19 protein-coding genes and 1 riboswitch are annotated in these 20,773 nt (G+C 32.6%); of the genes, 13 read left to right on the forward strand and 6 right to left on the reverse strand.

What is annotated here, in order from left to right; genetic code table 11:
• Window positions 1-463: 463 nt before the first annotated feature.
• Together AC1Q7N_RS05065 and folD are read right to left on the reverse strand one after the other, a co-directional pair.
• Window positions 464-781: a DUF5011 domain-containing protein gene (locus AC1Q7N_RS05065; RefSeq protein WP_001831741.1), complete on the reverse strand. Its 318-nt coding sequence runs from the start codon at window positions 779-781 to the stop codon at window positions 464-466.
• Between the two features lie 371 nt (window positions 782-1,152).
• The gene (folD, locus tag AC1Q7N_RS05070; protein ID WP_001831669.1) at window positions 1,153-2,013 is read right to left on the reverse strand and encodes a bifunctional methylenetetrahydrofolate dehydrogenase/methenyltetrahydrofolate cyclohydrolase FolD; all 861 of its coding nucleotides are present in this window, start codon (window positions 2,011-2,013) and stop codon (window positions 1,153-1,155) included.
• A 204-nt stretch (window positions 2,014-2,217) separates the two neighbouring features.
• Here folD and purE point away from each other — a divergent pair, with 204 nt between their 5' ends.
• Genes purE through purD form a run of 11 tightly spaced genes read left to right on the forward strand, consistent with a single transcriptional unit; the run spans window position 2,218 to window position 13,449 of the window.
• On the forward strand, window positions 2,218-2,700 hold the full coding sequence (gene purE, locus AC1Q7N_RS05075; protein WP_001831735.1) for a 5-(carboxyamino)imidazole ribonucleotide mutase: 483 nt from the start codon (window positions 2,218-2,220) through the stop codon (window positions 2,698-2,700).
• On the forward strand, window positions 2,687-3,814 hold the full coding sequence (gene purK, locus AC1Q7N_RS05080) for a 5-(carboxyamino)imidazole ribonucleotide synthase (RefSeq protein WP_001831674.1): 1,128 nt from the start codon (window positions 2,687-2,689) through the stop codon (window positions 3,812-3,814). Before purE ends, purK begins: the two co-directional genes overlap by 14 nt.
• Window positions 3,815-4,519: a phosphoribosylaminoimidazolesuccinocarboxamide synthase gene (purC, locus tag AC1Q7N_RS05085; protein ID WP_001831723.1), complete on the forward strand. Its 705-nt coding sequence runs from the start codon at window positions 3,815-3,817 to the stop codon at window positions 4,517-4,519. It abuts the gene before it with no gap.
• Window positions 4,519-4,779: a phosphoribosylformylglycinamidine synthase subunit PurS gene (purS, locus tag AC1Q7N_RS05090; RefSeq protein ID WP_001831728.1), complete on the forward strand. Its 261-nt coding sequence runs from the start codon at window positions 4,519-4,521 to the stop codon at window positions 4,777-4,779. Before purC ends, purS begins: the two co-directional genes overlap by 1 nt.
• Before the next feature lies 1 nt (window position 4,780).
• Window positions 4,781-5,452 (forward strand): phosphoribosylformylglycinamidine synthase I, encoded by a 672-nt coding sequence (purQ, locus tag AC1Q7N_RS05095; RefSeq protein WP_001831727.1) that lies wholly within the window; start codon window positions 4,781-4,783, stop codon window positions 5,450-5,452.
• Window positions 5,445-7,634: a phosphoribosylformylglycinamidine synthase subunit PurL gene (gene purL / locus AC1Q7N_RS05100; protein WP_145376321.1), complete on the forward strand. Its 2,190-nt coding sequence runs from the start codon at window positions 5,445-5,447 to the stop codon at window positions 7,632-7,634. Before purQ ends, purL begins: the two co-directional genes overlap by 8 nt.
• On the forward strand, window positions 7,613-9,097 hold the full coding sequence (purF, locus tag AC1Q7N_RS05105; protein WP_001831721.1) for an amidophosphoribosyltransferase: 1,485 nt from the start codon (window positions 7,613-7,615) through the stop codon (window positions 9,095-9,097). Before purL ends, purF begins: the two co-directional genes overlap by 22 nt.
• The gene (gene purM, locus AC1Q7N_RS05110) at window positions 9,090-10,121 is read left to right on the forward strand and encodes a phosphoribosylformylglycinamidine cyclo-ligase (RefSeq protein WP_001831685.1); all 1,032 of its coding nucleotides are present in this window, start codon (window positions 9,090-9,092) and stop codon (window positions 10,119-10,121) included. Before purF ends, purM begins: the two co-directional genes overlap by 8 nt.
• A complete protein-coding gene (purN, locus tag AC1Q7N_RS05115) occupies window positions 10,121-10,687 on the forward strand; it encodes a phosphoribosylglycinamide formyltransferase (RefSeq protein WP_001831672.1) in 567 nt (188 codons plus the stop codon). The genes purM and purN overlap by 1 nt, the downstream gene beginning before the upstream one ends.
• Before the next feature lie 16 nt (window positions 10,688-10,703).
• Entirely contained in the window at window positions 10,704-12,182 is a 1,479-nt protein-coding gene (purH, locus tag AC1Q7N_RS05120) for a bifunctional phosphoribosylaminoimidazolecarboxamide formyltransferase/IMP cyclohydrolase (protein WP_115338952.1), read from the forward strand.
• 25 nt (window positions 12,183-12,207) lie between these two features.
• Window positions 12,208-13,449, forward strand: a complete 1,242-nt coding sequence (gene purD / locus AC1Q7N_RS05125; RefSeq protein WP_002485333.1) for a phosphoribosylamine--glycine ligase — start codon at window positions 12,208-12,210, stop codon at window positions 13,447-13,449.
• 132 nt (window positions 13,450-13,581) lie between these two features.
• Here the strand turns inward: purD and AC1Q7N_RS05130 are convergent, their stop codons facing one another.
• Genes AC1Q7N_RS05130 through AC1Q7N_RS05140 form a run of 3 tightly spaced genes read right to left on the reverse strand, consistent with a single transcriptional unit; the run spans window position 13,582 to window position 16,373 of the window.
• Window positions 13,582-14,388 carry an energy-coupling factor transporter transmembrane component T family protein gene (locus tag AC1Q7N_RS05130; RefSeq protein WP_001831682.1) on the reverse strand — a complete coding sequence of 269 codons (807 nt, stop codon included), beginning with the start codon at window positions 14,386-14,388 and terminating at the stop codon, window positions 13,582-13,584.
• Window positions 14,381-15,784, reverse strand: coding sequence for an ABC transporter ATP-binding protein (locus AC1Q7N_RS05135; RefSeq protein ID WP_002495587.1), 1,404 nt, complete (start codon window positions 15,782-15,784; stop codon window positions 14,381-14,383). Before AC1Q7N_RS05135 ends, AC1Q7N_RS05130 begins: the two co-directional genes overlap by 8 nt.
• A 13-nt stretch (window positions 15,785-15,797) precedes the next feature.
• Complete coding sequence (locus AC1Q7N_RS05140; RefSeq protein WP_001831663.1) at window positions 15,798-16,373, reverse strand: ECF transporter S component; 576 nt, start codon at window positions 16,371-16,373, stop codon at window positions 15,798-15,800.
• An 84-nt stretch (window positions 16,374-16,457) separates the two neighbouring features.
• Window positions 16,458-16,560: riboswitch (TPP riboswitch) on the reverse strand.
• A 335-nt stretch (window positions 16,561-16,895) separates the two neighbouring features.
• On the opposite strand from AC1Q7N_RS05140, the gene AC1Q7N_RS05145 reads away from it, so the two are divergent.
• On the forward strand, window positions 16,896-18,671 hold the full coding sequence (locus tag AC1Q7N_RS05145) for an oleate hydratase (protein WP_001831657.1): 1,776 nt from the start codon (window positions 16,896-16,898) through the stop codon (window positions 18,669-18,671).
• A gap of 411 nt (window positions 18,672-19,082) precedes the next feature.
• Here AC1Q7N_RS05145 and graF read toward each other — a convergent pair whose 3' ends face one another.
• Complete coding sequence (graF, locus tag AC1Q7N_RS05150) at window positions 19,083-19,217, reverse strand: glycopeptide resistance-associated protein GraF (protein WP_001831711.1); 135 nt, start codon at window positions 19,215-19,217, stop codon at window positions 19,083-19,085.
• 151 nt (window positions 19,218-19,368) lie between these two features.
• Between graF and auxA the strand changes: the two genes are divergently transcribed.
• On the forward strand, window positions 19,369-20,661 hold the full coding sequence (gene auxA, locus AC1Q7N_RS05155; RefSeq protein ID WP_001831698.1) for a lipoteichoic acid stability factor AuxA: 1,293 nt from the start codon (window positions 19,369-19,371) through the stop codon (window positions 20,659-20,661).
• Window positions 20,662-20,773 lie beyond the last annotated feature (112 nt).

Below are 20,773 nucleotides of genomic sequence, written 5' to 3' on the forward strand. Positions count from 1 at the left end.
ATGTTCAAAAAAAATTACTTATTTATATAATTGAGGTCTGTTAGTCCTAGATATGACGGGGTTTGTAAGATTTGTTAAAATTATGTGTACATTTTGTGAAAATAGACAAATTTAGCAAAATTACATGTAATACAACACATTATTGATAAATCTTATCAATTAGATACAAAAAAAGAATATTACTTATAGAAAAATATGATCTTATATAGAAAGAATTAAGTTGAATAATATGTCTATAAGATGTGTCTGATTTTAGGTAGGTTAATAGTAGGATATATTGTTTTAGTTTATTGATTGAATGTTCTTTTAAGTGATGCATAGTCATATAAAATAATTTTTAATCACAAAAAAATAAACGCTTATACAATTAATTTTTGTATAAGCGTTCTCGTAATTTATAGCTCATTAAAATATATAATAGGTAGAAATTAAACAAAGATTATGTGTGATTAAGAGGAGAGGTTCATTTTACTTCAATATTTCTTATAGAAGTTTTTTCAGCACCATCAGAATCGGTAACTTGATATTTTACTTTATACTTACCTGCTTTGGATGTATCAACTTGACCATCAATTTTGATTTTATGAGTAAGATCGCCGTCTTCTTTATCGTAAGCACTTATGCCTTTAAGTAAATTATATTCTTGTCCTTTTTCAATAACGATATCGTTAACACCTTTTAATTGAGGTTCAGTATTAGTAGTGGCTTCTGCATTTAAATTGGGTGTCACTAATGTAGCTGAAACTCCAAGTGCTGATAATGACTGTAGTAATTTGTTCATAACTTAACCTCCGTCTATTGAATCATCTATAATTTAAGTTTAATATACCCTATTTTTATTTTGTCGACATCATACTATGGTCTTAATATAACTCAATCAACATAAAAATTAAATCCTTTTTTATGAAACTTTGATAAAGATTATGTAAATTGTGAATTGTTTGAAAACATTTACTGAAACTGAATTCAAAGTTAAGTGTTCAATTAATAAGTATTGTGAATTAGACGAAAATTCGTTGTTATATTTAAATGATTAATAAAAAAATATAATAAAATCAACTCATAAACTTATGTTCAACTCATTCATGTGTTGAAAGTAAGACAGAAAAAGTCCATGACTACATATTCATGTCACGGGCTTTTTCACTGATATTATTTTGTTAAGCCACGTCTTAATTTCTCTGCAAGAAGTGTATTATTAAGTACCATTGTAATAGTTAAAGGACCAACACCACCTGGTACTGGAGTAATTGCACTAGCTATTTCTTTTACTTCATCATATGCTACATCTCCTTTTAATTTTCCATTTTCATCAGGTGTATTACCAACATCTATAATTACTGCGCCTTTTTTGACATTTTCTTTAGTAACTAAACCAGGTTGTCCTACTGCGCTAACAATCACATCTGCTTGTTTTAAGTGTGCATTCATATTTTTTGTACGTGAATGTAAAATCGTAACAGTTGCGTTAGCTTGCAACAATAACTTTGAAACAGGTTGGCCAACAATATGACTACGACCAATAACAACTGCATTTTTTCCTTCTAAATTAATATCTGCGTGTTTTAAAATTTCCATAATACCCAGGGGTGTACATGGTACAAAGGTTTGCTCATCAATATACAATTTTCCAATATTAATTGGATGGAAACCATCTACATCTTTTTCCGGATTGATAGCTTCAAGTACTTTTTGTTCGCTTACCTGTTTAGGTAATGGTACTTGAACTAAAATACCACTAACAGTATCGTCATTGTTTAATCGATTAAGTTCGCTTAAAACTACTTCTTCTGATGTGGATTCGTCTAAGTGAATAATTTCTGATATCATTCCAATTTTTTCTGCTGCTTTTTTCTTTGATTTTACATAACTTTGGCTTGCACCATCATTACCAACTAATATGACTGATAATTTTGGAGTAAAACCATATTCTTTTAAGTCATTGACTTGATTTTTAAGTCTTTGTCTATATTCTTTTGCTATTTGTTTACCATCTAAAATTTTAGCAACCACCTTAAACCACTCCTAATTATTAATTAATATCTTAACTTTAACATTAATCAAAAAGCAAATGATAGTCAAAAGACGTAAATTAATATTTAAATTGATGTTAAAGTTCGATTTTTGATTGAAAAATACCAAATGGATTGTTATGCTATATGTGTAATATACAACTATTCCTAATAACAATCCAAAAGTTTCGAAAGGGTGTACAAAGTGAAAGTAGCAGTCATTATGGGCAGTTCCTCAGATTGGAAAATTATGAAAGAAAGTTGTTCGATGCTTGAAGAATTTGAAATACCGTACGAAAAGAAAGTCGTTTCAGCTCATCGTACGCCTCAAATGATGTTCAATTTCGCTAGTCAAGCACGCCAAAATGGTTTTGATATTATCATTGCCGGTGCAGGGGGAGCAGCACACTTACCTGGAATGGTAGCTTCCATGACAACATTACCTGTGATTGGTGTGCCAATTGAATCTAAAAGTCTAAAAGGATTAGATTCATTACTATCTATCGTCCAAATGCCTGGTGGTATCCCAGTTGCAACCACAGCAATTGGAAAATCAGGTGCTAAAAATGCTGGGATATTAGCGGCAAGAATGTTAGGAATAACAAATGAATCAGTTCAAAATAATTTGGAAAATTATGAAAAATCTTTAGTCGCAAAAGTGGAGGAAATGCAAAATGAACTTCAGTAAACTTAAATTTGGCGCGACAATAGGAATCATTGGCGGAGGGCAGTTAGGAAAAATGATGGCTCAGTCTGCACAAAAAATGGGTTATAAGGTGATTGTCCTAGATCCTAATGAAGACTGTCCTTGTCGTTATGTCGCACATCAGTTTATTCATGCAAATTATGATGATGAGCAAGCTTTAAATCAGTTAGGTGAAAATTCTGATGTTGTTACTTATGAGTTTGAAAATATTTCGTCTGAACAATTAAAAAAACTCACTCAGTTATATCATATTCCCCAAGGGTACCAAGCTATTGAACTATTACAAGATAGGCTAACCGAGAAGCAAACATTACTAGAAGCAAATACTCAAATTGTTCCTTTTGTACAAATTCAAACAAATCAAGACTTATTAAAAGCCATAGAAAAATTAGGCTTTCCGTTCATAGTGAAAACACGTTTTGGTGGATATGATGGTAAAGGACAAATTTTGGTAAGAAATGATTCGGAATTAGACGAAGCATACCAGCTAGTTGAGAAGCAAGAATGTGTTGCTGAACAATATCTTGATATTCAAAAGGAAGTATCTCTTACAGTAACAATTGGAAATGAACAACAAACAACATACTTTCCTCTTCAAGAAAATGAACATCAAAATCAAATATTATTTAAAACAGTCGTTCCAGCAAGATCTGATAAAGAAAATGAAGCACGTAAGGAAGTTGAGAAAATCACTCGCGCAATTCATTTTGTGGGAACCTTTACAGTAGAATTCTTTATTGATAAAGAAAACAACTTATATGTAAATGAAATTGCACCAAGACCACATAATTCTGGACACTATTCAATAGAAGCTTGTGATTACTCACAGTTTGATACACATATTTTAGCCATAACTGGTCAAAAACTTCCGCAAGCTATTGAATTATTAAAGCCAACAGTAATGATGAATTTATTAGGTCGCGATTTGGATTTACTTGAAAATGAATTTAGCAGACATCCAGATTGGCATATTCACATTTACGGTAAGAAAGAAAGAAAACCTGATAGAAAAATGGGGCACATGACTTTACTGACGGATGATGTCAATCAAACAGAACAATATATGTTAATGAAATTTGAAGGGAGAGACAAGTAAGTGTCATTGTTATATGAAGGTAAAGCTAAAAGAGTATTCACGACAAATATTGATGGACAATTACGAGTTGAATATAAAGATGAGGTAACAGCAGGAAACGGTGCAAAAAAAGATACTATGATTGGCAAGGGTAAGTTAAATAATCAAATTACTTCTATTATATTTGATTATTTAACTCATAATCATATTGACAATCACTTTATTAAACAACTTTCACAAACAGAACAACTCGTCCAACAAGTTGATATTATACCTTTAGAAGTTGTTGTTAGAAACATTGCCACTGGTTCGATCACAAAACGTCTTGGTTTTAAAAAGGGGCATACATTTGAAGAACCTCTAGTAGAATTCTTCTACAAAAAAGATGAACTTAATGATCCGCTTATTACTGATGACCATGTAAAATTACTCGGCATAGCGAACGATGAAGAAATAAAACAACTTAAACAAATGGCAAAAGATATTAATCAAGTACTGATTCAATTGATGAATGAAATGAGTTTGAGACTTGTAGATTTTAAGGTTGAATTTGGTAAAACCAATGGTGGAAAAATTTTACTTGCAGATGAAATCTCTCCTGACACTTGTAGAATATGGGATAAAAATACGGATACTAACTTTGATAAAGATGTATATAGAAACAACACTGGCTCGTTGATTGAAACTTATCAAACATTTTTAAATAAATTGGAGGATCTTAAATAATGAAAACGATTGAACTACATATCACTTTACAACCACAAGTTTTAGATACACAAGGACAAGCTTTAAACCGAGCAGTTCACGATCTCGGTTATGAACAAGTGAATGACATTCGAGTAGGTAAAGTTTTATATATGACAGTTAATGAACCAACTGACGAGGCTGTTGATAATATTATTACGACACTAAGTGAAAAGTTATTTGCTAATACAGTCATTGAAGAATATAGCTATAAAGTTATCGATGAAAAGGAGAAAGCATAATATGAAATTTGCAGTTCTTGTGTTCCCTGGTTCAAACTGCGATAGAGACATGTATAACGCAGCTATTAAATCAGGTGTTGATGCAGCGTATGTCGATTATCGTGAAACGACTTTAGATGGTTTTGATGGTGTTTTAATACCTGGTGGTTTTTCATTTGGCGATTATTTGAGATCGGGAGCTATGGCAAGTGTTGCTCCGATTATTAAAGAAGTTAAGCGATTTGCGAAAGAAGGTAAGCCTGTTTTAGGAGTATGTAATGGGTTTCAAATTTTAACTGAGATTGGATTGTTACCAGGCGCATTACTTCATAATGATTCACATTTATTTATAAGTAGAAACGAAACTTTAAAAATTACTAATAATCAAACACCTTTTACGCATTTATATGTGAAAAATGAGAATGTTGTTTATCCTGTAGCACACGGTGAAGGTCATTATTATTGTACTGATGAAATATATCGTGAACTCAACGATAACAATCAAATTATCCTTAAATATACGAATAACCCTAATGGCTCTTATGAGGATATTGCAGGAATAGTTAATAAAGAGGGAAACGTTTGTGGGATGATGCCACACCCTGAACGCGCACTTGAAACATTATTAGGAACAAATAGTGGTGTGAAATTGTTTGAATCAATGGTGAAAAGTTGGAGGGAACAAAATGTCTAAATTTATCGAACCAAGTAATGAAGAGATTAAACTTGAAAAACTTTATCAAGATATGGGATTAAGTGATAAAGAATATGACAAAGTGGTTGAAATTCTTGGTAGAGAACCCAACTTCACAGAAGTAGGAATTTTCTCAGTGATGTGGAGCGAACATTGCTCATATAAACATTCTAAACCATTTTTAAAACAATTTCCTACGACAGGAGAGCACGTATTAATGGGACCAGGAGAAGGTGCAGGTGTTGTAGATATAGGCGATAATCAAGCCGTAGTATTTAAAGTTGAGTCTCACAATCATCCATCTGCAATTGAACCATATCAAGGTGCGGCAACTGGAGTCGGAGGTATTATTAGAGATATTGTTTCAATTGGTGCCCGTCCAATTAATTTACTAAATAGTCTTCGTTTTGGTGAGTTAACTGTAAAACAAAATCAACGATTACTTAAAGGTGTTGTAAGTGGTATTGGTGGATATGGCAACTGTATTGGTATTCCTACTACGGCTGGTGAGATTGAATTTGATGAACGCTATGATGGCAATCCATTAGTCAATGCTATGTGTGTAGGAATCATTGATCATGATATGGTCCAAAAAGGAACAGCTAAGGGTGTTGGTAATTCCGTTATATATGTAGGTTTAAAAACTGGGCGTGACGGTATTCATGGTGCAACATTTGCATCTGAAGAACTTACTGAGGAAAGTGAAAGTAAAAGACCTTCAGTACAAATTGGAGATCCATTTGTAGGCAAAAAGCTAATGGAAGCAACATTAGAAGCAATTACTTTTGATGAACTAGTAGGTATACAAGATATGGGAGCAGCTGGTTTAACTTCATCTTCATCTGAAATGGCAGCTAAAGGTGGTAGTGGTTTACATTTAAGACTTGATCAAGTTCCAACAAGAGAACCTGGAATTTCCCCATATGAAATGATGCTTTCAGAAACGCAAGAAAGAATGCTGTTAGTTGTAGAAAAAGGTACAGAACAAAAGTTTTTAGATTTATTCAATAAACACGAACTAGATAGTGCAGTAATCGGTGAAGTAACAGACACTGATAGATTCGTGCTTACATACGATGATGAAGTGTATGCAGACATTCCTGTGCAACCTCTTGGTGATGAGGCACCAGTGTATATTTTAGAAGGAGAAGAAAAGGAATATAATACATCAAAAAACGATTACAGCAATATAGATGTACATGATACATTTATCAAGTTATTACAACACCCAACAATAGCATCTAAACATCATTTATATGAACAATACGATCAACAAGTAGGAGCAAATACAATTATTAAGCCAGGTTTACAAGCTTCAGTTGTGCGCGTAGAAGGAACACAAAAAGCTATTGCTTCAACTATAGATGGTGAAGCACGTTATGTTTTCAACCAACCTTATGAAGGTGGAAAAATGGTTGTTGCTGAAGCCTATCGAAATTTAATTGCAGTAGGGGCGACACCATTGGCTATGACTGATTGTCTAAACTATGGTTCTCCAGAGAAGAAAGAAATCTATCAACAATTAATAGATTCAACAAAAGGTATGTCAGAAGCTTGTAAAGTGCTTCAAACTCCTGTAGTTTCAGGAAATGTTTCATTATATAACGAGACACGTGGAACCTCTATCTTCCCTACACCTGTCGTAGGTATGGTTGGTCTTATTGAAGACGTGAGCTATCTAAAAGAGTTTAAACCTAAAGCAGGAGATAAGATTTATTTAGTTGGTGAAACGCGTGATGACTTTGGTGGTAGTCAATTGGAAAAATTGTTGTATGGATCAGTTAATCATGAGTTTGAATCTATTGATTTAAGTGATGAAGTTTCAAAAGGAAAATTAATCAAACAGGCTATTCGTAATGGCATTGCATCTCATGTACAAACAGTTGGTAAGGGCGGCTTATTAGTTACTTTAGCTAAAATTAGTGCCCATTATGATTTAGGTATGCAAGCTCAATTGGATGTTACCAATGCACAATTATTTAGTGAAACTCAAGGACGATATATTGTTGTTGTTAAAGAAGGGCAAACTTTGGATATAGATCAAGCTCAAGAAATTGGGCATTTAACTCATCAGCAGTTATTTGATATATCTAATTCAGACGTAAAAATAAAAGAAAACGTTTCAGATATTAAACAAAAATGGGAAGGGGCTATAGTTCAATGTCTAACTACTCAGGATTAAATGAAGAATGTGGCGTTTTCGGTATTTGGAATCATCCTGAAGCAGCACAGTTAACATATATGGGTCTACATAGTTTACAACACAGAGGTCAAGAAGGTGCAGGTATTGTAGTTTCAAATCACGAAACGCTAAAAGGTGAACGAGGATTAGGCCTATTAACTGAAGCAATTAAAGACGAACATATGTCAAATATAAAAGGTTATCCACATGCGATAGGACATGTTCGTTACGCAACCTCTGGTAATAAAGGCATTGAAAATATTCAACCATTTTTATATCATTTTTATGATATGAGCGTAGGTATATGTCATAACGGTAATTTAATTAACGCTAAATCATTACGTCAAAATTTAGAAGAACAAGGTGCGATTTTCCATTCTTCTTCTGATACTGAAGTCATTATGCACTTAATTCGTCGTAGTAAGGCGCCGACATTTGAAGAAGCATTGAAAGAGAGTTTGCGACTCATTAAGGGTGGATTTACTTTTGCCATCCTAACAAAAGATGCGTTGTATGGTGCAGTAGATCCTAATGCTATTCGACCATTAGTAGTTGGAAAAATGGAGAACGGTGCTTATATTTTAGCAAGTGAAACATGTGCGATTGATGTTTTAGGTGCTGAATTTATACAAGATATTCATGCAGGTGAGTATGTTGTTATTACGGATGAAGGTATAGAAGTTAAGACTTACACACGACAAACAACAACTGCAATTTCAGCTATGGAATATATTTATTTTGCGAGACCTGATTCAACGATTGCAGGAAAAAATGTTCATGCGGTACGAAAGGCATCAGGTAAACGGTTAGCACAGGAAAACCCAGCAAAAGCAGATATGGTAATAGGCGTACCTAATTCATCATTATCTGCAGCAAGTGGTTATGCTGAAGAAATAGGCCTACCATATGAAATGGGACTAGTTAAAAATCAATATGTTGCTCGAACTTTTATACAACCTACTCAGGAATTAAGAGAGCAAGGTGTACGTGTGAAACTGTCGGCTGTTAAGGATATTGTTGATGGTAAAGATATCGTACTTGTAGATGATTCGATTGTTCGAGGTACAACGATTAAACGCATAGTTAAAATGCTTAAGGATTCAGGAGCTAACCGCATTCACGTAAGAATTGCTTCTCCCGAATTTATGTTCCCTAGTTTTTATGGTATTGACGTATCTACAACAGCTGAACTCATCTCAGCAAGTAAGTCTCCTGAGGAAATTAAAAATCATATTGGTGCAGATTCTCTTGCTTATTTAAGTGTTGATGGCTTAATCGAGTCTATAGGACTTGATTATGATGCGCCATATCATGGCTTGTGTGTAGAAAGTTTTACAGGTGATTATCCAGCAGGACTTTACGATTATGAGAAAAATTATAAAAAGCATTTAAGTGAACGTCAAAAATCATATATAGCTAATAATAAACATTATTTTGATAGTGAGGGAAATTTACATGTCTAAAGCATATGAGGAATCTGGTGTAAATATTCAAGCAGGATATGAAGCAGTCGAAAGAATAACAAGTCATGTTGAACGTACATTGCGCAAAGAAGTATTAGGTGGTTTAGGTGGATTTGGTGCAACATTTGATTTGTCTCAATTAAAAATGAAAGCGCCAGTTCTGGTATCAGGTACTGACGGTGTGGGTACAAAGTTAAAATTAGCAATTGACTATGGAAAGCATGACACAATTGGTATTGATGCTGTCGCAATGTGTGTAAATGATATTTTAACAACAGGTGCTGAACCTTTATACTTTTTAGACTATATTGCCACGAATAAAGTAGTGCCAAGTACTATTGAGCAAATCGTTAAAGGTATAAGTGACGGTTGCGAACAAACCAATACGGCACTTATAGGCGGTGAAACTGCTGAAATGGGAGAAATGTATCATGAAGGTGAATATGATATTGCTGGTTTTGCAGTAGGAGCGGTAGAGAAAGAGGACTATATTGATGGTTCAAATGTTGAAGAAGGACAAGCAATTATTGGTTTAGCTTCAAGTGGTATTCATTCAAATGGCTATAGTCTAGTTAGAAAAATGATAAAAGAGTCAGGAGTTCAATTACATGATCAATTTAATGGTCAAACCTTTTTAGAAACCTTCCTTGCACCAACAAAATTGTATGTAAAGCCTATTCTTGAATTAAAGAAACATATTGATATCAAAGCGATGAGCCATATTACTGGTGGAGGTTTCTATGAAAATATTCCGCGTGCCCTTCCTAAAGGTTTATCAGCAAAAATAGATACACAATCATTCCCAACGTTGGAAGTCTTTAATTGGCTTCAAAAACAGGGCAACATTTCAACGAATGAAATGTATAACATATTTAATATGGGTATTGGATATACAATTATTGTTGACAAAAAAGATGTTCAAACAACATTAACAACGTTACGTGCAATGGATACAACTGCATATGAAATTGGTGAGATTATAAAAGATGATGATACACCTATTCATTTATTGGAGGTAGAATAGTGACCAATATAGCGATTTTTGCCTCAGGATCAGGTAGTAACTTTGAAAATATTGTAAAACATATCCAAACAGGGCAATTATCTGGTATCAATGTAACGGCACTGTATACAGATAATGAAGGGGTACCCTGTATTGATAGAGCTAAAAATTTAAATATTCCAATTCATATTAACAAGCCAAAAGACTTTTCATCCAAATCTTTATATGAACAGCATCTACTTAAATTATTATCCAGTGAGGAAGTTCAGTGGATTGTATTAGCTGGTTATATGAGACTAGTTGGCCAAGACTTATTACAAGCTTATGAAGGACGGATATTAAATATACATCCCTCATTATTGCCTAAATTCAAAGGTTTAGATGCCATAGGACAAGCGTTAGAAAGTGGAGATACTGTAACTGGATCAACTGTCCATTATGTAGATAGTGGGATGGATACGGGAGAAATTATTGAACAACAGCAATGTGATATAAAACCGGACGATACTAAAGAACAATTAGAAGATAGAGTAAAACATTTAGAATATGAACTTTATCCAAGAGTTATAGCTAAAATCATTAAATAGAGGAGTATCTTATAGAATGAAAAAAGCAATATTAAGCGTTTCTAATAAAAGTGGAATTGTAGAGTTTGCAAAAGCATTAACTAATTTAGACTATGAACTGTATTCTACGGGTGGTACAAAACGTGTATTAGAAGATGCGAATATCAAGATTAAGTCCGTGTCAGAATTAACACAATTTCCAGAGATTATGGATGGTCGTGTTAAAACACTACATCCAGCAGTCCATGGTGGTATTTTAGCTGATCGAGATAAAGAACATCATTTAGAGCAATTACGAGAACAACATATTGATTTAATTGATATGGTAGTAGTCAACCTATATCCTTTCCAACAGACTGTTGCTCAACCTGATGTAACAGAAACTGATGCAATAGAAAATATTGATATTGGTGGACCTACAATGTTAAGAGCAGCTGCTAAAAACTTTAAACATGTTACAACTATCGTACATCCTTCCGATTACAATGAGGTAATTGAGAGAATTAAAAATCATCAATTGGACGAAGCATATAGAAAATCACTAATGGTTAAAGTTTTCCAACATACAAATGAATATGATCATGCTATTGTTAACTATTTCAAAGACAATAAAGAAACACTAAGGTATGGCGAAAATCCTCAACAATCTGCATATTTTGTTAGAACATCTGATAGCAAACATACGATTGCTGGTGCAAAACAATTACATGGTAAACAATTGAGTTTTAATAATATTAAAGACGCAGATGCAGCGCTCAGTTTAGTAAAAAAATTCAACGAGCCAACTGCTGTAGCAGTAAAACATATGAACCCGTGTGGAGTAGGAATTGGACAGTCGATTGATGAAGCATTTCAACATGCATATGAAGCGGATAATCAATCAATATTTGGCGGAATTATAGCATTGAATAGAACGGTAGATGTTAAATTAGCTGAAGCATTACATTCTATCTTTTTAGAAGTAGTTATCGCACCTCAATTTACTGAGGAAGCTTTAAAAATATTGACACAAAAGAAAAATATTCGTTTATTACAAATAGATATGACAATTGATAACGCTGAACAAGAATTTGTTTCCGTTTCAGGTGGTTACTTAGTACAGGATAAAGATAATAAAGATGTGACTCGAAACGACATGACTGTTGCTACCGACACTCAACCTACAGAAGCACAGTGGGAAGCTATGCTTCTAGGTTGGAAAGTTGTAAGTGCCGTTAAGAGTAATGCAGTGATTTTGAGTAATAACAAACAAACAGTTGGTATAGGTGCAGGACAAATGAATCGTGTAGGTTCCGCTAAAATTGCAATCGAAAGAGCAATAGAAATTAACGATAATGTTGCGCTTGTTTCAGATGGTTTCTTCCCAATGGGAGATACAGTTGAATATGCTGCCGAACATGGTATTAAGGCAATTATTCAACCAGGTGGTTCAATTAAAGATCAAGATTCCATTGATATGGCTAATAAATATGGCATTACAATGGTTATGACAGGTATGCGTCATTTTAAACATTAATTTTTGAAAAGAAAGGGGTAATCTATTGAAAGTTTTAATAGTTGGAGCTGGTGGACGTGAACATGCATTAGCTTCTAAAATCAATCAATCTCCAATTGTAGATAAGGTTTACGCGATTCCAGGAAATGATGCAATGGTCAATATTGCTGAAGTGCACAGTGAAATTGCTGAATCAGATCATCAAGCTATTTTACATTTTGCTCAGCATAACGCAATTGATTGGGTAATCATTGGGCCTGAACAACCTTTAATAGATGGGTTAGCTGATTTATTAAGAAATGCAAATATTAAAGTGTTTGGTCCAGGACAAGATGCCGCTCAAATTGAAGGTTCAAAATTATTTGCCAAGCAATTAATGGACAAATATCGTATTCCTACAGCAGAATATAAAGAAGTAAGTTCACGTAACGAGGCGTTGCAATATGTTGAAACTTGTGATTTACCAATCGTAATAAAGAAAGACGGTTTAGCAGCAGGTAAAGGGGTTATTATTGCTTTTACGAGAGAAGACGCATTAGATGGGGTCAAAAAAATTTATCAAGAAGAAAAAGGGAAAGTCGTTTTCGAAAGTTATTTAGAAGGAGAAGAGTTTTCTTTAATGACTTTTGTAAATGGAGATTATGCGGTTCCTTTCGACTGTATTGCTCAAGATCATAAGCGAGCATTTGATAATGATCAAGGACCAAATACTGGTGGGATGGGCGCATATTGCCCTGTACCCCACATTGATGCATCTGTTCTTGAACAAACCAATAAGGAGATTGCTCAACCTATTGCTAAAGCTATGGCACAAGAAGGTCATGACTTCTTCGGATTACTATATATTGGTGCAATTTTAACAAAAGATGGACCTAAAGTTATTGAATTTAATGCACGTTTTGGTGATCCTGAAGCACAAGTATTATTAACACGTTTAGAAAGTGACTTAATGCAACTCATTATCGATTTGGAAAATTGCCAACCCATTCATTTTAACTGGAAAGATGAAGCTGTTGTAGGAGTAATGCTAGCATCTAAAGGATACCCTGGTTCATATGAAAAAGGGCATGAAATAAGTGGTTTTAATCTAGATTCTCATTATTATGTGAGTGGATTAAAGAAAGAAGGTCAATGTTTTGTGAATTCTGGTGGAAGAGTTATCCTAGCTATAGGGGAAGGTCCAACAGTTGAAAAAGCACAAGCAAATGCATATGAACATGCACGACAAATAAAAAGTGATAATCTTTTTTATCGTAATGATATTGGGAATAAAGCCATCACTAAGTAAAATTGGTTGTTCAATTTGAAATAAAGTCCTTCGTTGATTGGATAAGATCAACGAAGGACATTTTTTATGATTTCTATTTACATTGGAATAAAATGAATATTTACTTTTAATTAAATATTTGGTGTATGATTATTAGTCTAATTGTCCAAAACGGACATCATGAATACCAGTAATTGGAAGGTATGATGATAAGACAAATGACAAAGTAATGATAATTAATATACAAGCAATAAATACGATATCTTTATATGAAAATGGTACCCGATAGTAGTATGTTCTCGGACCATCTTTAAAACCTTTAGACTCCATTGCAACTGAAAGTTGATGTGCACGTCGAATATTTTGACTTAATAAAGGTATGACTAAATGATTAAGACGCTTGATTCCTTTATAGTTAGATGCATCTATCATTTGATAACGCATTTTTAGGGAACGTCTTAATTGAATAAGAGAACTTATTATAAGTGGAACCATTCTAATCGCTGCCATAAAAGCATAAGCAAACTTTGGCTTTACCTTTAAATGTTGCATTAAACTATAAAAAATCATTACAATTTGTGAAGTCAATGCGATTAGTATACCAAACATTGAAACGGTAATTGTTCTCATAGATAGATGAAGACCTCGTACAATACTTTCTGTACTTATTTGCAAAATACCAAATTTTACAAGCATATGTTCTCCATCACCATATAAAATCATAAATAATGATGACATCAAGGCAAAGAGGGTTGTAACTAATATAAATATTGCCGTTATTTTAAATTCTGTACCGTTAAATAAAAGTAAGAACATAAACATTAATATGACGATATAAATCATAAAGTCGAAGTTATGGATAAATATAATGAAAAAGAATAATGCGATACCTAAAAGTAACTTAGTAATAATATTTACATCATCAACGAAGGTGTGGCGTTTTTTCCATCTTTCAAACAATGTGTTCACCTTCCATTTCTTTAAGACACCCATCTTCCACGCGTAATCGTCTTGTTGGATATCGTTTAATAATTTCTGGATCATGTGTCACCATGATAATTGTTTGACCTTGATTAACGCGTTCTTGAAATAACTTAATAAGTTGAAATGTATTATGACTATCTAGACCGAATGTTGGTTCATCTAGTAAAATAATCTCTGCCTTTGAACTTAATGCTGTTGCAACACTTAAACGACGCTTTTGACCTGTTGATATTTCAAAAGGATGATGATCCTTAACTTGATCTAAATGTAATAATTTTAACAGATCCATGGTTTCATCATTCGCATGCTTAGGATCTAAGTGATTATAATGAATATACACTTCATCATAAACAGAATTAGTAATAAATTGTAATTCAGGGTTCTGATATACCAAATACATATGCTTTGCCGCTTGTTTAATTTTAGATAATAATTGATCGCGATAAAACATGTCACCTTCATATTTAATCAGTTGTAACATAGCTTCTAGTAAAGAGGTTTTACCAGCACCATTTTTACCAGTGATTGTTAACCATTCACCTGAATACAGTTTAAGCTCCTTGGATGAAAAAAGTGTCTTTTTACCTCTAATAATTTGCCCGTCGTCAAAATGAAATAAGAGGTTCTTTGTTTGATTAGGTAATGGGATGGGGCGTGGTGCACTGTGCCATGCTCTAGGGTGCCAAACTCCATATTCAGTTAATAACGCTTCATAATGATCCAAGATTTGTTCTGGGGTGTCGTCAGCAACAATTTCACCATCATAATTTAATAACAATACGCGGTCAACATGTTGCCAAATATGTTCAACCTTATGCTCAACAATTAAAACTGTTTGATCTTCCCAAAGATTGATTAATTTCTTCCATAAATCTTCAGTTGCTTTCACGTCGAGCATTGCAGTAGGCTCATCTAAAAAAAGTGTCTTTGATTTTTGTAGTATTGTTTCAACAATAGCTAACTTCTGTTTCATGCCACCACTTAGATTATTGACATATGTTTTATGAGTAACATTAAGGTCTACAGACTTTAGTGCTTCTTCGATTTCTTGATCCATCTCACTTCTAGGAATATTTCTATTTTCTAAAACAAATGCAAGTTCTTCATATACTTTTGGCATACAAAATTGATTATCTGGATCTTGAAATATAACGCCACTATCATGATCAATATTCAATTCATCATATTTCATCGGAAGTTCAATTAAATTAGGTACTATTCCACTTAATACATTAAGTAATGTGCTTTTACCTGATCCGGAAGGACCGAGTAAAAGCACTTTTTCTTTATTTTTAATCTCAAGATTTAAGTTATTGAATATTTTCCTATCACCATTCGGATACTTTAAACGTAAATTTTTAACACGTAACAATTAAAAAATCCCCTTATAGGTTATCGTAATCTTGTTGTGATGCTGGTCTAAAGAATTTAGTTACACCGGTTTTATCTAATGCTTTGACAATCCAGTATGAAACTAAACCAGCTAATACAATTCCGCTAATTGAACGGAAAACTATAAATAGTAGTAAGTTCCATCCAGCAACTTCGTTTAAGTAACCATAGAAGTAATCCACTGGGAAAGAGATTAAAGCAGTTGCTAACCCAGCAAGCATTGCTACAGCAGCAGAACGTGATTTGTATTTAAAAATAGCAAATATAATTTCACAAGCCAATCCCTGTAATATCGCATATATGATAGTAGGTATATCAAATTTTCCCATAACAATCGTTTCACCAGCTCCAGCTGCGATTTCTGCTAATAATGCTATACCTGGCTTAGGAATGATTAAGTAACAAACGACTGCTGCCATAAACCATACACCATATGTAAGTTGTTCTAAGTGAATACCCGCAACTTGTACAATATTGTAAACAAACCACCATAAGTTATAAATGATGGCAAATACTACTGAAATTAAAACTGTCACAAGAATTTCAGATAGTTTCAAACCTTTTGACATAAAAAACATCCTCCTAAAAAACGCACAACCTTCTCTAGGAAAGTTGTGCGTCAGAAGTTACATCTAATCATAATCCATTAGATTAGATGTATAACAACACTTTCCTACGCTAGTAACTAGCTAGATCAGGTTCGAAGGGTTTGAGGTTGGCCTCATCTCAGTAAAGAATACACCCCTAGTGCGTTCAATTATTTAATTAATTTAAATGTATGATTTTTATCATATATTGTCAAGGTTCTTTCGAGTATTGTTATTTAAATGAGAAATATATTTACTATTATAGAGATGAATTGCAATAAATGTGTATCGAAGTAAAATTTATAGAATTAATGATTTAAATTTTTCTAACCAGTCTTTAATTTGATATTAAAAATAGCTAAATAAAAATGATTAGTATAGTTTTAAGTAAACTAAATTAAAAAATAACCAATTGTTTGTTTTATTACACAAAGAGGAGTAAAATACAATTGAAAGCGATATCATATAGATTTTCAAACTTTATCTAATTGGAGTGATGTTTCTATGTATTATACAAATAGTAATTATGAAGCGTTTGCTCGGCCTAAAAAACCTGAAAATGTTGATAATAAATCAGCCTATTTGATAGGGGCTGGATTAGCTTCTTTAGCTGCAGCATGTTTTTTAATTAGAGATGGACAAATGAAAGGCGAGAATATCCATATTTTAGAAGAGTTAGATATCTCAGGAGGAAGTTTAGATGGCATCAATATGGAGCATCATGGCTATGTAGTACGTGGTGGCAGAGAAATGGAAAATCATTTTGAATGCTTATGGGATTTATTCAGAAGTATACCATCACTTGAGCAAACTAATGCTTCTGTGTTAGACGAGTTTTATTGGTTAAATAAAGAAGACCCTAATTATTCTAAATGTAGAGCGATTGAAAGTGGAGGTAAGCGTATTGATACTGATGGTGATTTTACATTAACAAAAAAAGCAATTAAAGAAATTTTAAATTTATGTTTGATGAAAGAAGAAGATTTAGACGATGTTAAAATCACTGATGTCTTTTCAAGAGACTTTTTAAATTCTAATTTTTGGCTTTATTGGAAAACAATGTTTGCATTCGAGCCATGGCATTCAGCGATGGAGATGCGTAGATATCTTATGCGTTTTGTGCATCATATTGGTGGTTTAGCAGATTTTAGTGCATTAAAATTTACTAAGTATAATCAATATGAATCTTTAGTATTACCGATGATAGAATATCTAAAATCACATAGCGTGAACTTTGAATTTGGAGTACAAGTGAATAATATTTTAGTTGATGCAACACCATCTACTAAAATTGCTAGAGAAATCATTTTAACTAGAGATGATAAAGAAGAATCTATCCCGTTGACAGTTAATGACTTGGTATTTGTTACTAATGGAAGTATTACCGAAAGTTCAACCTATGGTGATAATGACCACCCTGCTCCTATAACACATTCTTTAGGTGGTAGTTGGACATTATGGAAAAACTTAGCTAATCAAAGTCCTGAATTCGGAAGACCTGAGAAATTCTGTGATCACATTCCAGCTAAAAGTTGGTTCGTATCAGCAACGGCAACAACAGATAATAAAAAAATAATCTCATATATCGAACAATTATGTAAAAGAGATGTTTTATCAGGTCGGACAGTCACAGGCGGTATCATTTCTGTCGCTAATTCGAGTTGGCAACTTAGTTTTACAGTGAACCGTCAGCAACAATTTAAGAAACAACCTAAAAATCAAGTTAGTGTATGGATTTACGCATTATACTCTGACGAAAAAGGAGACTTCATTAAAAAACCAATCACGGAATGTACTGGTAGTGAAATCTGTCAAGAATGGTTATATCATATGGGTGTTCCACAAGAGGAAATTGTTGAATTAGCTCAATCAGAATGTAACACGATTCCTGTTTATATGCCATATGTAACTGCATATTTCATGCCTAGAGCATACAAAGATCGACCGTTAGTAGTACCGAATGGCTCTAAAAATTTAGCATTTATTGGAAACTTTGCAGAAACAGCACGGGATACTGTATTCACTACAGAATATTCAGTTAGAACAGCTATGGAAGCTGTTTATCAATTATTAGATGTTGATAGAGGTGTACCTGAAGTTTATGCCTCTGAATTTGATGCACGCGTACTGATGGATGCATTTTATGAATTAAATGATCGTAAATCTTTACATGAACTTGTTAATAAAAACTTTATTAAAAGATCAGTATTAAATACAGTGCTGAAGAAAATACGTGGTACTTTCATTGAAGAATTGTTACGTAAACATAAATTACTATAGTGTAATTAAATGATAAATATAACTGTCGTCCAAGATTAGAATTTTGGCGACAGTTTTTTCTATCATTGATATTAATAATGATTTAAGAGCTATGACGCAAATCTTTCGAAAAAGTAGTCGTAAAATTGTTGTGTAATTTCTTTTGGATAAATAAATATTCTGCTGAATTTTACATAAATGTCAACTGTGAAATAAAAAAGGTTAAATAATAACGTAGATTTGTATTAAAAGAAATTATTATAATGATAATCATAGATGAACGCCTTTATTAGTACAGAAAAAAGACAATTTCTATCAAAAATTTTAATAGAAATTGTCTTTTTATATTACTTATGAACTCAATGATTCAACGATTTAAATGCTAATAGATCATCTTATTATCTAGCATAAACACTTATATCATTAGTGAAATTAATCTAGTGTATCTTGAATATCTTTCTTTGTTTGTTCGATATCATCTGTTTTTTCTTCGTTTTGTTCTTTAAGTTTTTCTTCTACTTCTTTGGCTTTTTCTGCTGATTTTTTTTCGAATTCTTTATTTGTCATAAAAATTCACCTCTTTAATAGGATTTCTGTTTACACAAATGTTTTACCCCGTTATTCTATTAATAAACGTTTGTAGGACTATAGATGTATTTCATGATATTTTAAAGACAATTAAACGATCTTCATATATAATAATTTTGAGGTGAACAGTATGTCTTTTCTTAGGAAACACACCGAAATTATATTTAGTTATATCATCGGTATCGTTTCACTTTTTACAGGTCTCATTATTTTTATTAACTTACCTTTAATCAAACAATTTAAAGGTGACAAAAAGGTTGATACGCATGTGCATAACGTATGGGAATTCCTAAATGCCTTTTTTGCCGAGATTATAAAAGTGATGAGTAAATTTATTGGTGGCTTTCCAATTACAAGTGCCATAGTAATCATCGTATTTGGTATTCTAGTGATGCTGTTAGGTCACACTTTATTTAGAACTATTAAATACGATTATGACATTTCAATTTTCTTTTTAGTTATTGGCATTATGTACTTTATCATTACATTATTGCTAATGACACAAGTGTATGGCTTTTTTGCTATCGTCTTTATTATTCCTTTTACAGTTCATATTGGTTACATAGTTTATAAAGATGAGTTGAACCAAGACAATCGAAAGAACCATTATATGTGGATTATTGTAACTTATGGAATGAGTTATCTTATTACCCAAATTTCGCTATATGGACGTATTGACGCAAATGAAATTGAATCAATTGATATTTTAAGTGTAAATACATTCTTCATTATTATGTGGTTATTAGGTCAGATGGCTATATGGAATTTCTTATTCCTAAGACGTTCATTACCACTCACTAAAGAAGAATTAGGCGAAGAGGAACCTGAACTTTCAAGAACTAATAAAGGCAATGTATCTAATCAAACTAAAGTTCACTTAAAACAACTACAAAATAAGACAACCGAGTATGCACGTAAGACTAGAAGAAGTGTTGATTTAGATAAAATTAGAGCCAAAAGGGACAAATTTAAGCAAAAAATTAACAGCATAGTAGATATACAAGAGGACGATATTCCAAATTGGATGAAAAAACCTAAATGGGTTAAACCTATGTATGTTCAATTGTTTTGTGGTGTAATTATTCTGTTTTTTGCTTTTCTAGAATTTAATAATAGAAACGCATTATTCTTAACTGGTGAATGGGAGTTATCACAAACGCAATATGTAGTTGAGTGGGTAACATTATTATTGCTACTTTTCATTATTATTATTTATATTGCAACTACATTAACTTATTATTTAAGGGATAAATATTATTATTTACAACTCTTTATGGGCAGTATTTTATTCTTTAAATTTCTTACAGAATTTATCAATATTATGGTACATGGATTATTATTATCAATTTTCATTACGCCAATCTTATTATTAATGCTTATTGCAATGATTGTTGCTTATTCTTTACAGTTGAGAGAAAAATAAATAGGTTAAATTTGATTTATAACAACTAATCATTGGTGAAAATACTTAACTTTTCAAATCAATAATTGTATTTATCTAACTTTATATTCAATGACCAGTAAGAAATATCACA

Source organism: Staphylococcus sp. GW823-FHT05F06 (genome assembly GCF_058795495.1).

Coding starts and splice junctions, on each gene's coding strand:
- AC1Q7N_RS05065 (WP_001831741.1), bottom strand. CDS start 781: ATGAACAAATTACTACAGTCATTATCAGCACTTGGAGTTTCAGCTACA.
- purK (WP_001831674.1), top strand. CDS start 2,687: ATGAACTTCAGTAAACTTAAATTTGGCGCGACAATAGGAATCATTGGC.
- purS (WP_001831728.1), top strand. CDS start 4,519: ATGAAAACGATTGAACTACATATCACTTTACAACCACAAGTTTTAGAT.
- purQ (WP_001831727.1), top strand. CDS start 4,781: ATGAAATTTGCAGTTCTTGTGTTCCCTGGTTCAAACTGCGATAGAGAC.
- purL (WP_145376321.1), top strand. CDS start 5,445: ATGTCTAAATTTATCGAACCAAGTAATGAAGAGATTAAACTTGAAAAA.
- purF (WP_001831721.1), top strand. CDS start 7,613: ATGTCTAACTACTCAGGATTAAATGAAGAATGTGGCGTTTTCGGTATT.
- purM (WP_001831685.1), top strand. CDS start 9,090: ATGTCTAAAGCATATGAGGAATCTGGTGTAAATATTCAAGCAGGATAT.
- purH (WP_115338952.1), top strand. CDS start 10,704: ATGAAAAAAGCAATATTAAGCGTTTCTAATAAAAGTGGAATTGTAGAG.
- AC1Q7N_RS05140 (WP_001831663.1), bottom strand. CDS start 16,373: ATGTCAAAAGGTTTGAAACTATCTGAAATTCTTGTGACAGTTTTAATT.
- AC1Q7N_RS05145 (WP_001831657.1), top strand. CDS start 16,896: ATGTATTATACAAATAGTAATTATGAAGCGTTTGCTCGGCCTAAAAAA.
- graF (WP_001831711.1), bottom strand. CDS start 19,217: ATGACAAATAAAGAATTCGAAAAAAAATCAGCAGAAAAAGCCAAAGAA.
- auxA (WP_001831698.1), top strand. CDS start 19,369: ATGTCTTTTCTTAGGAAACACACCGAAATTATATTTAGTTATATCATC.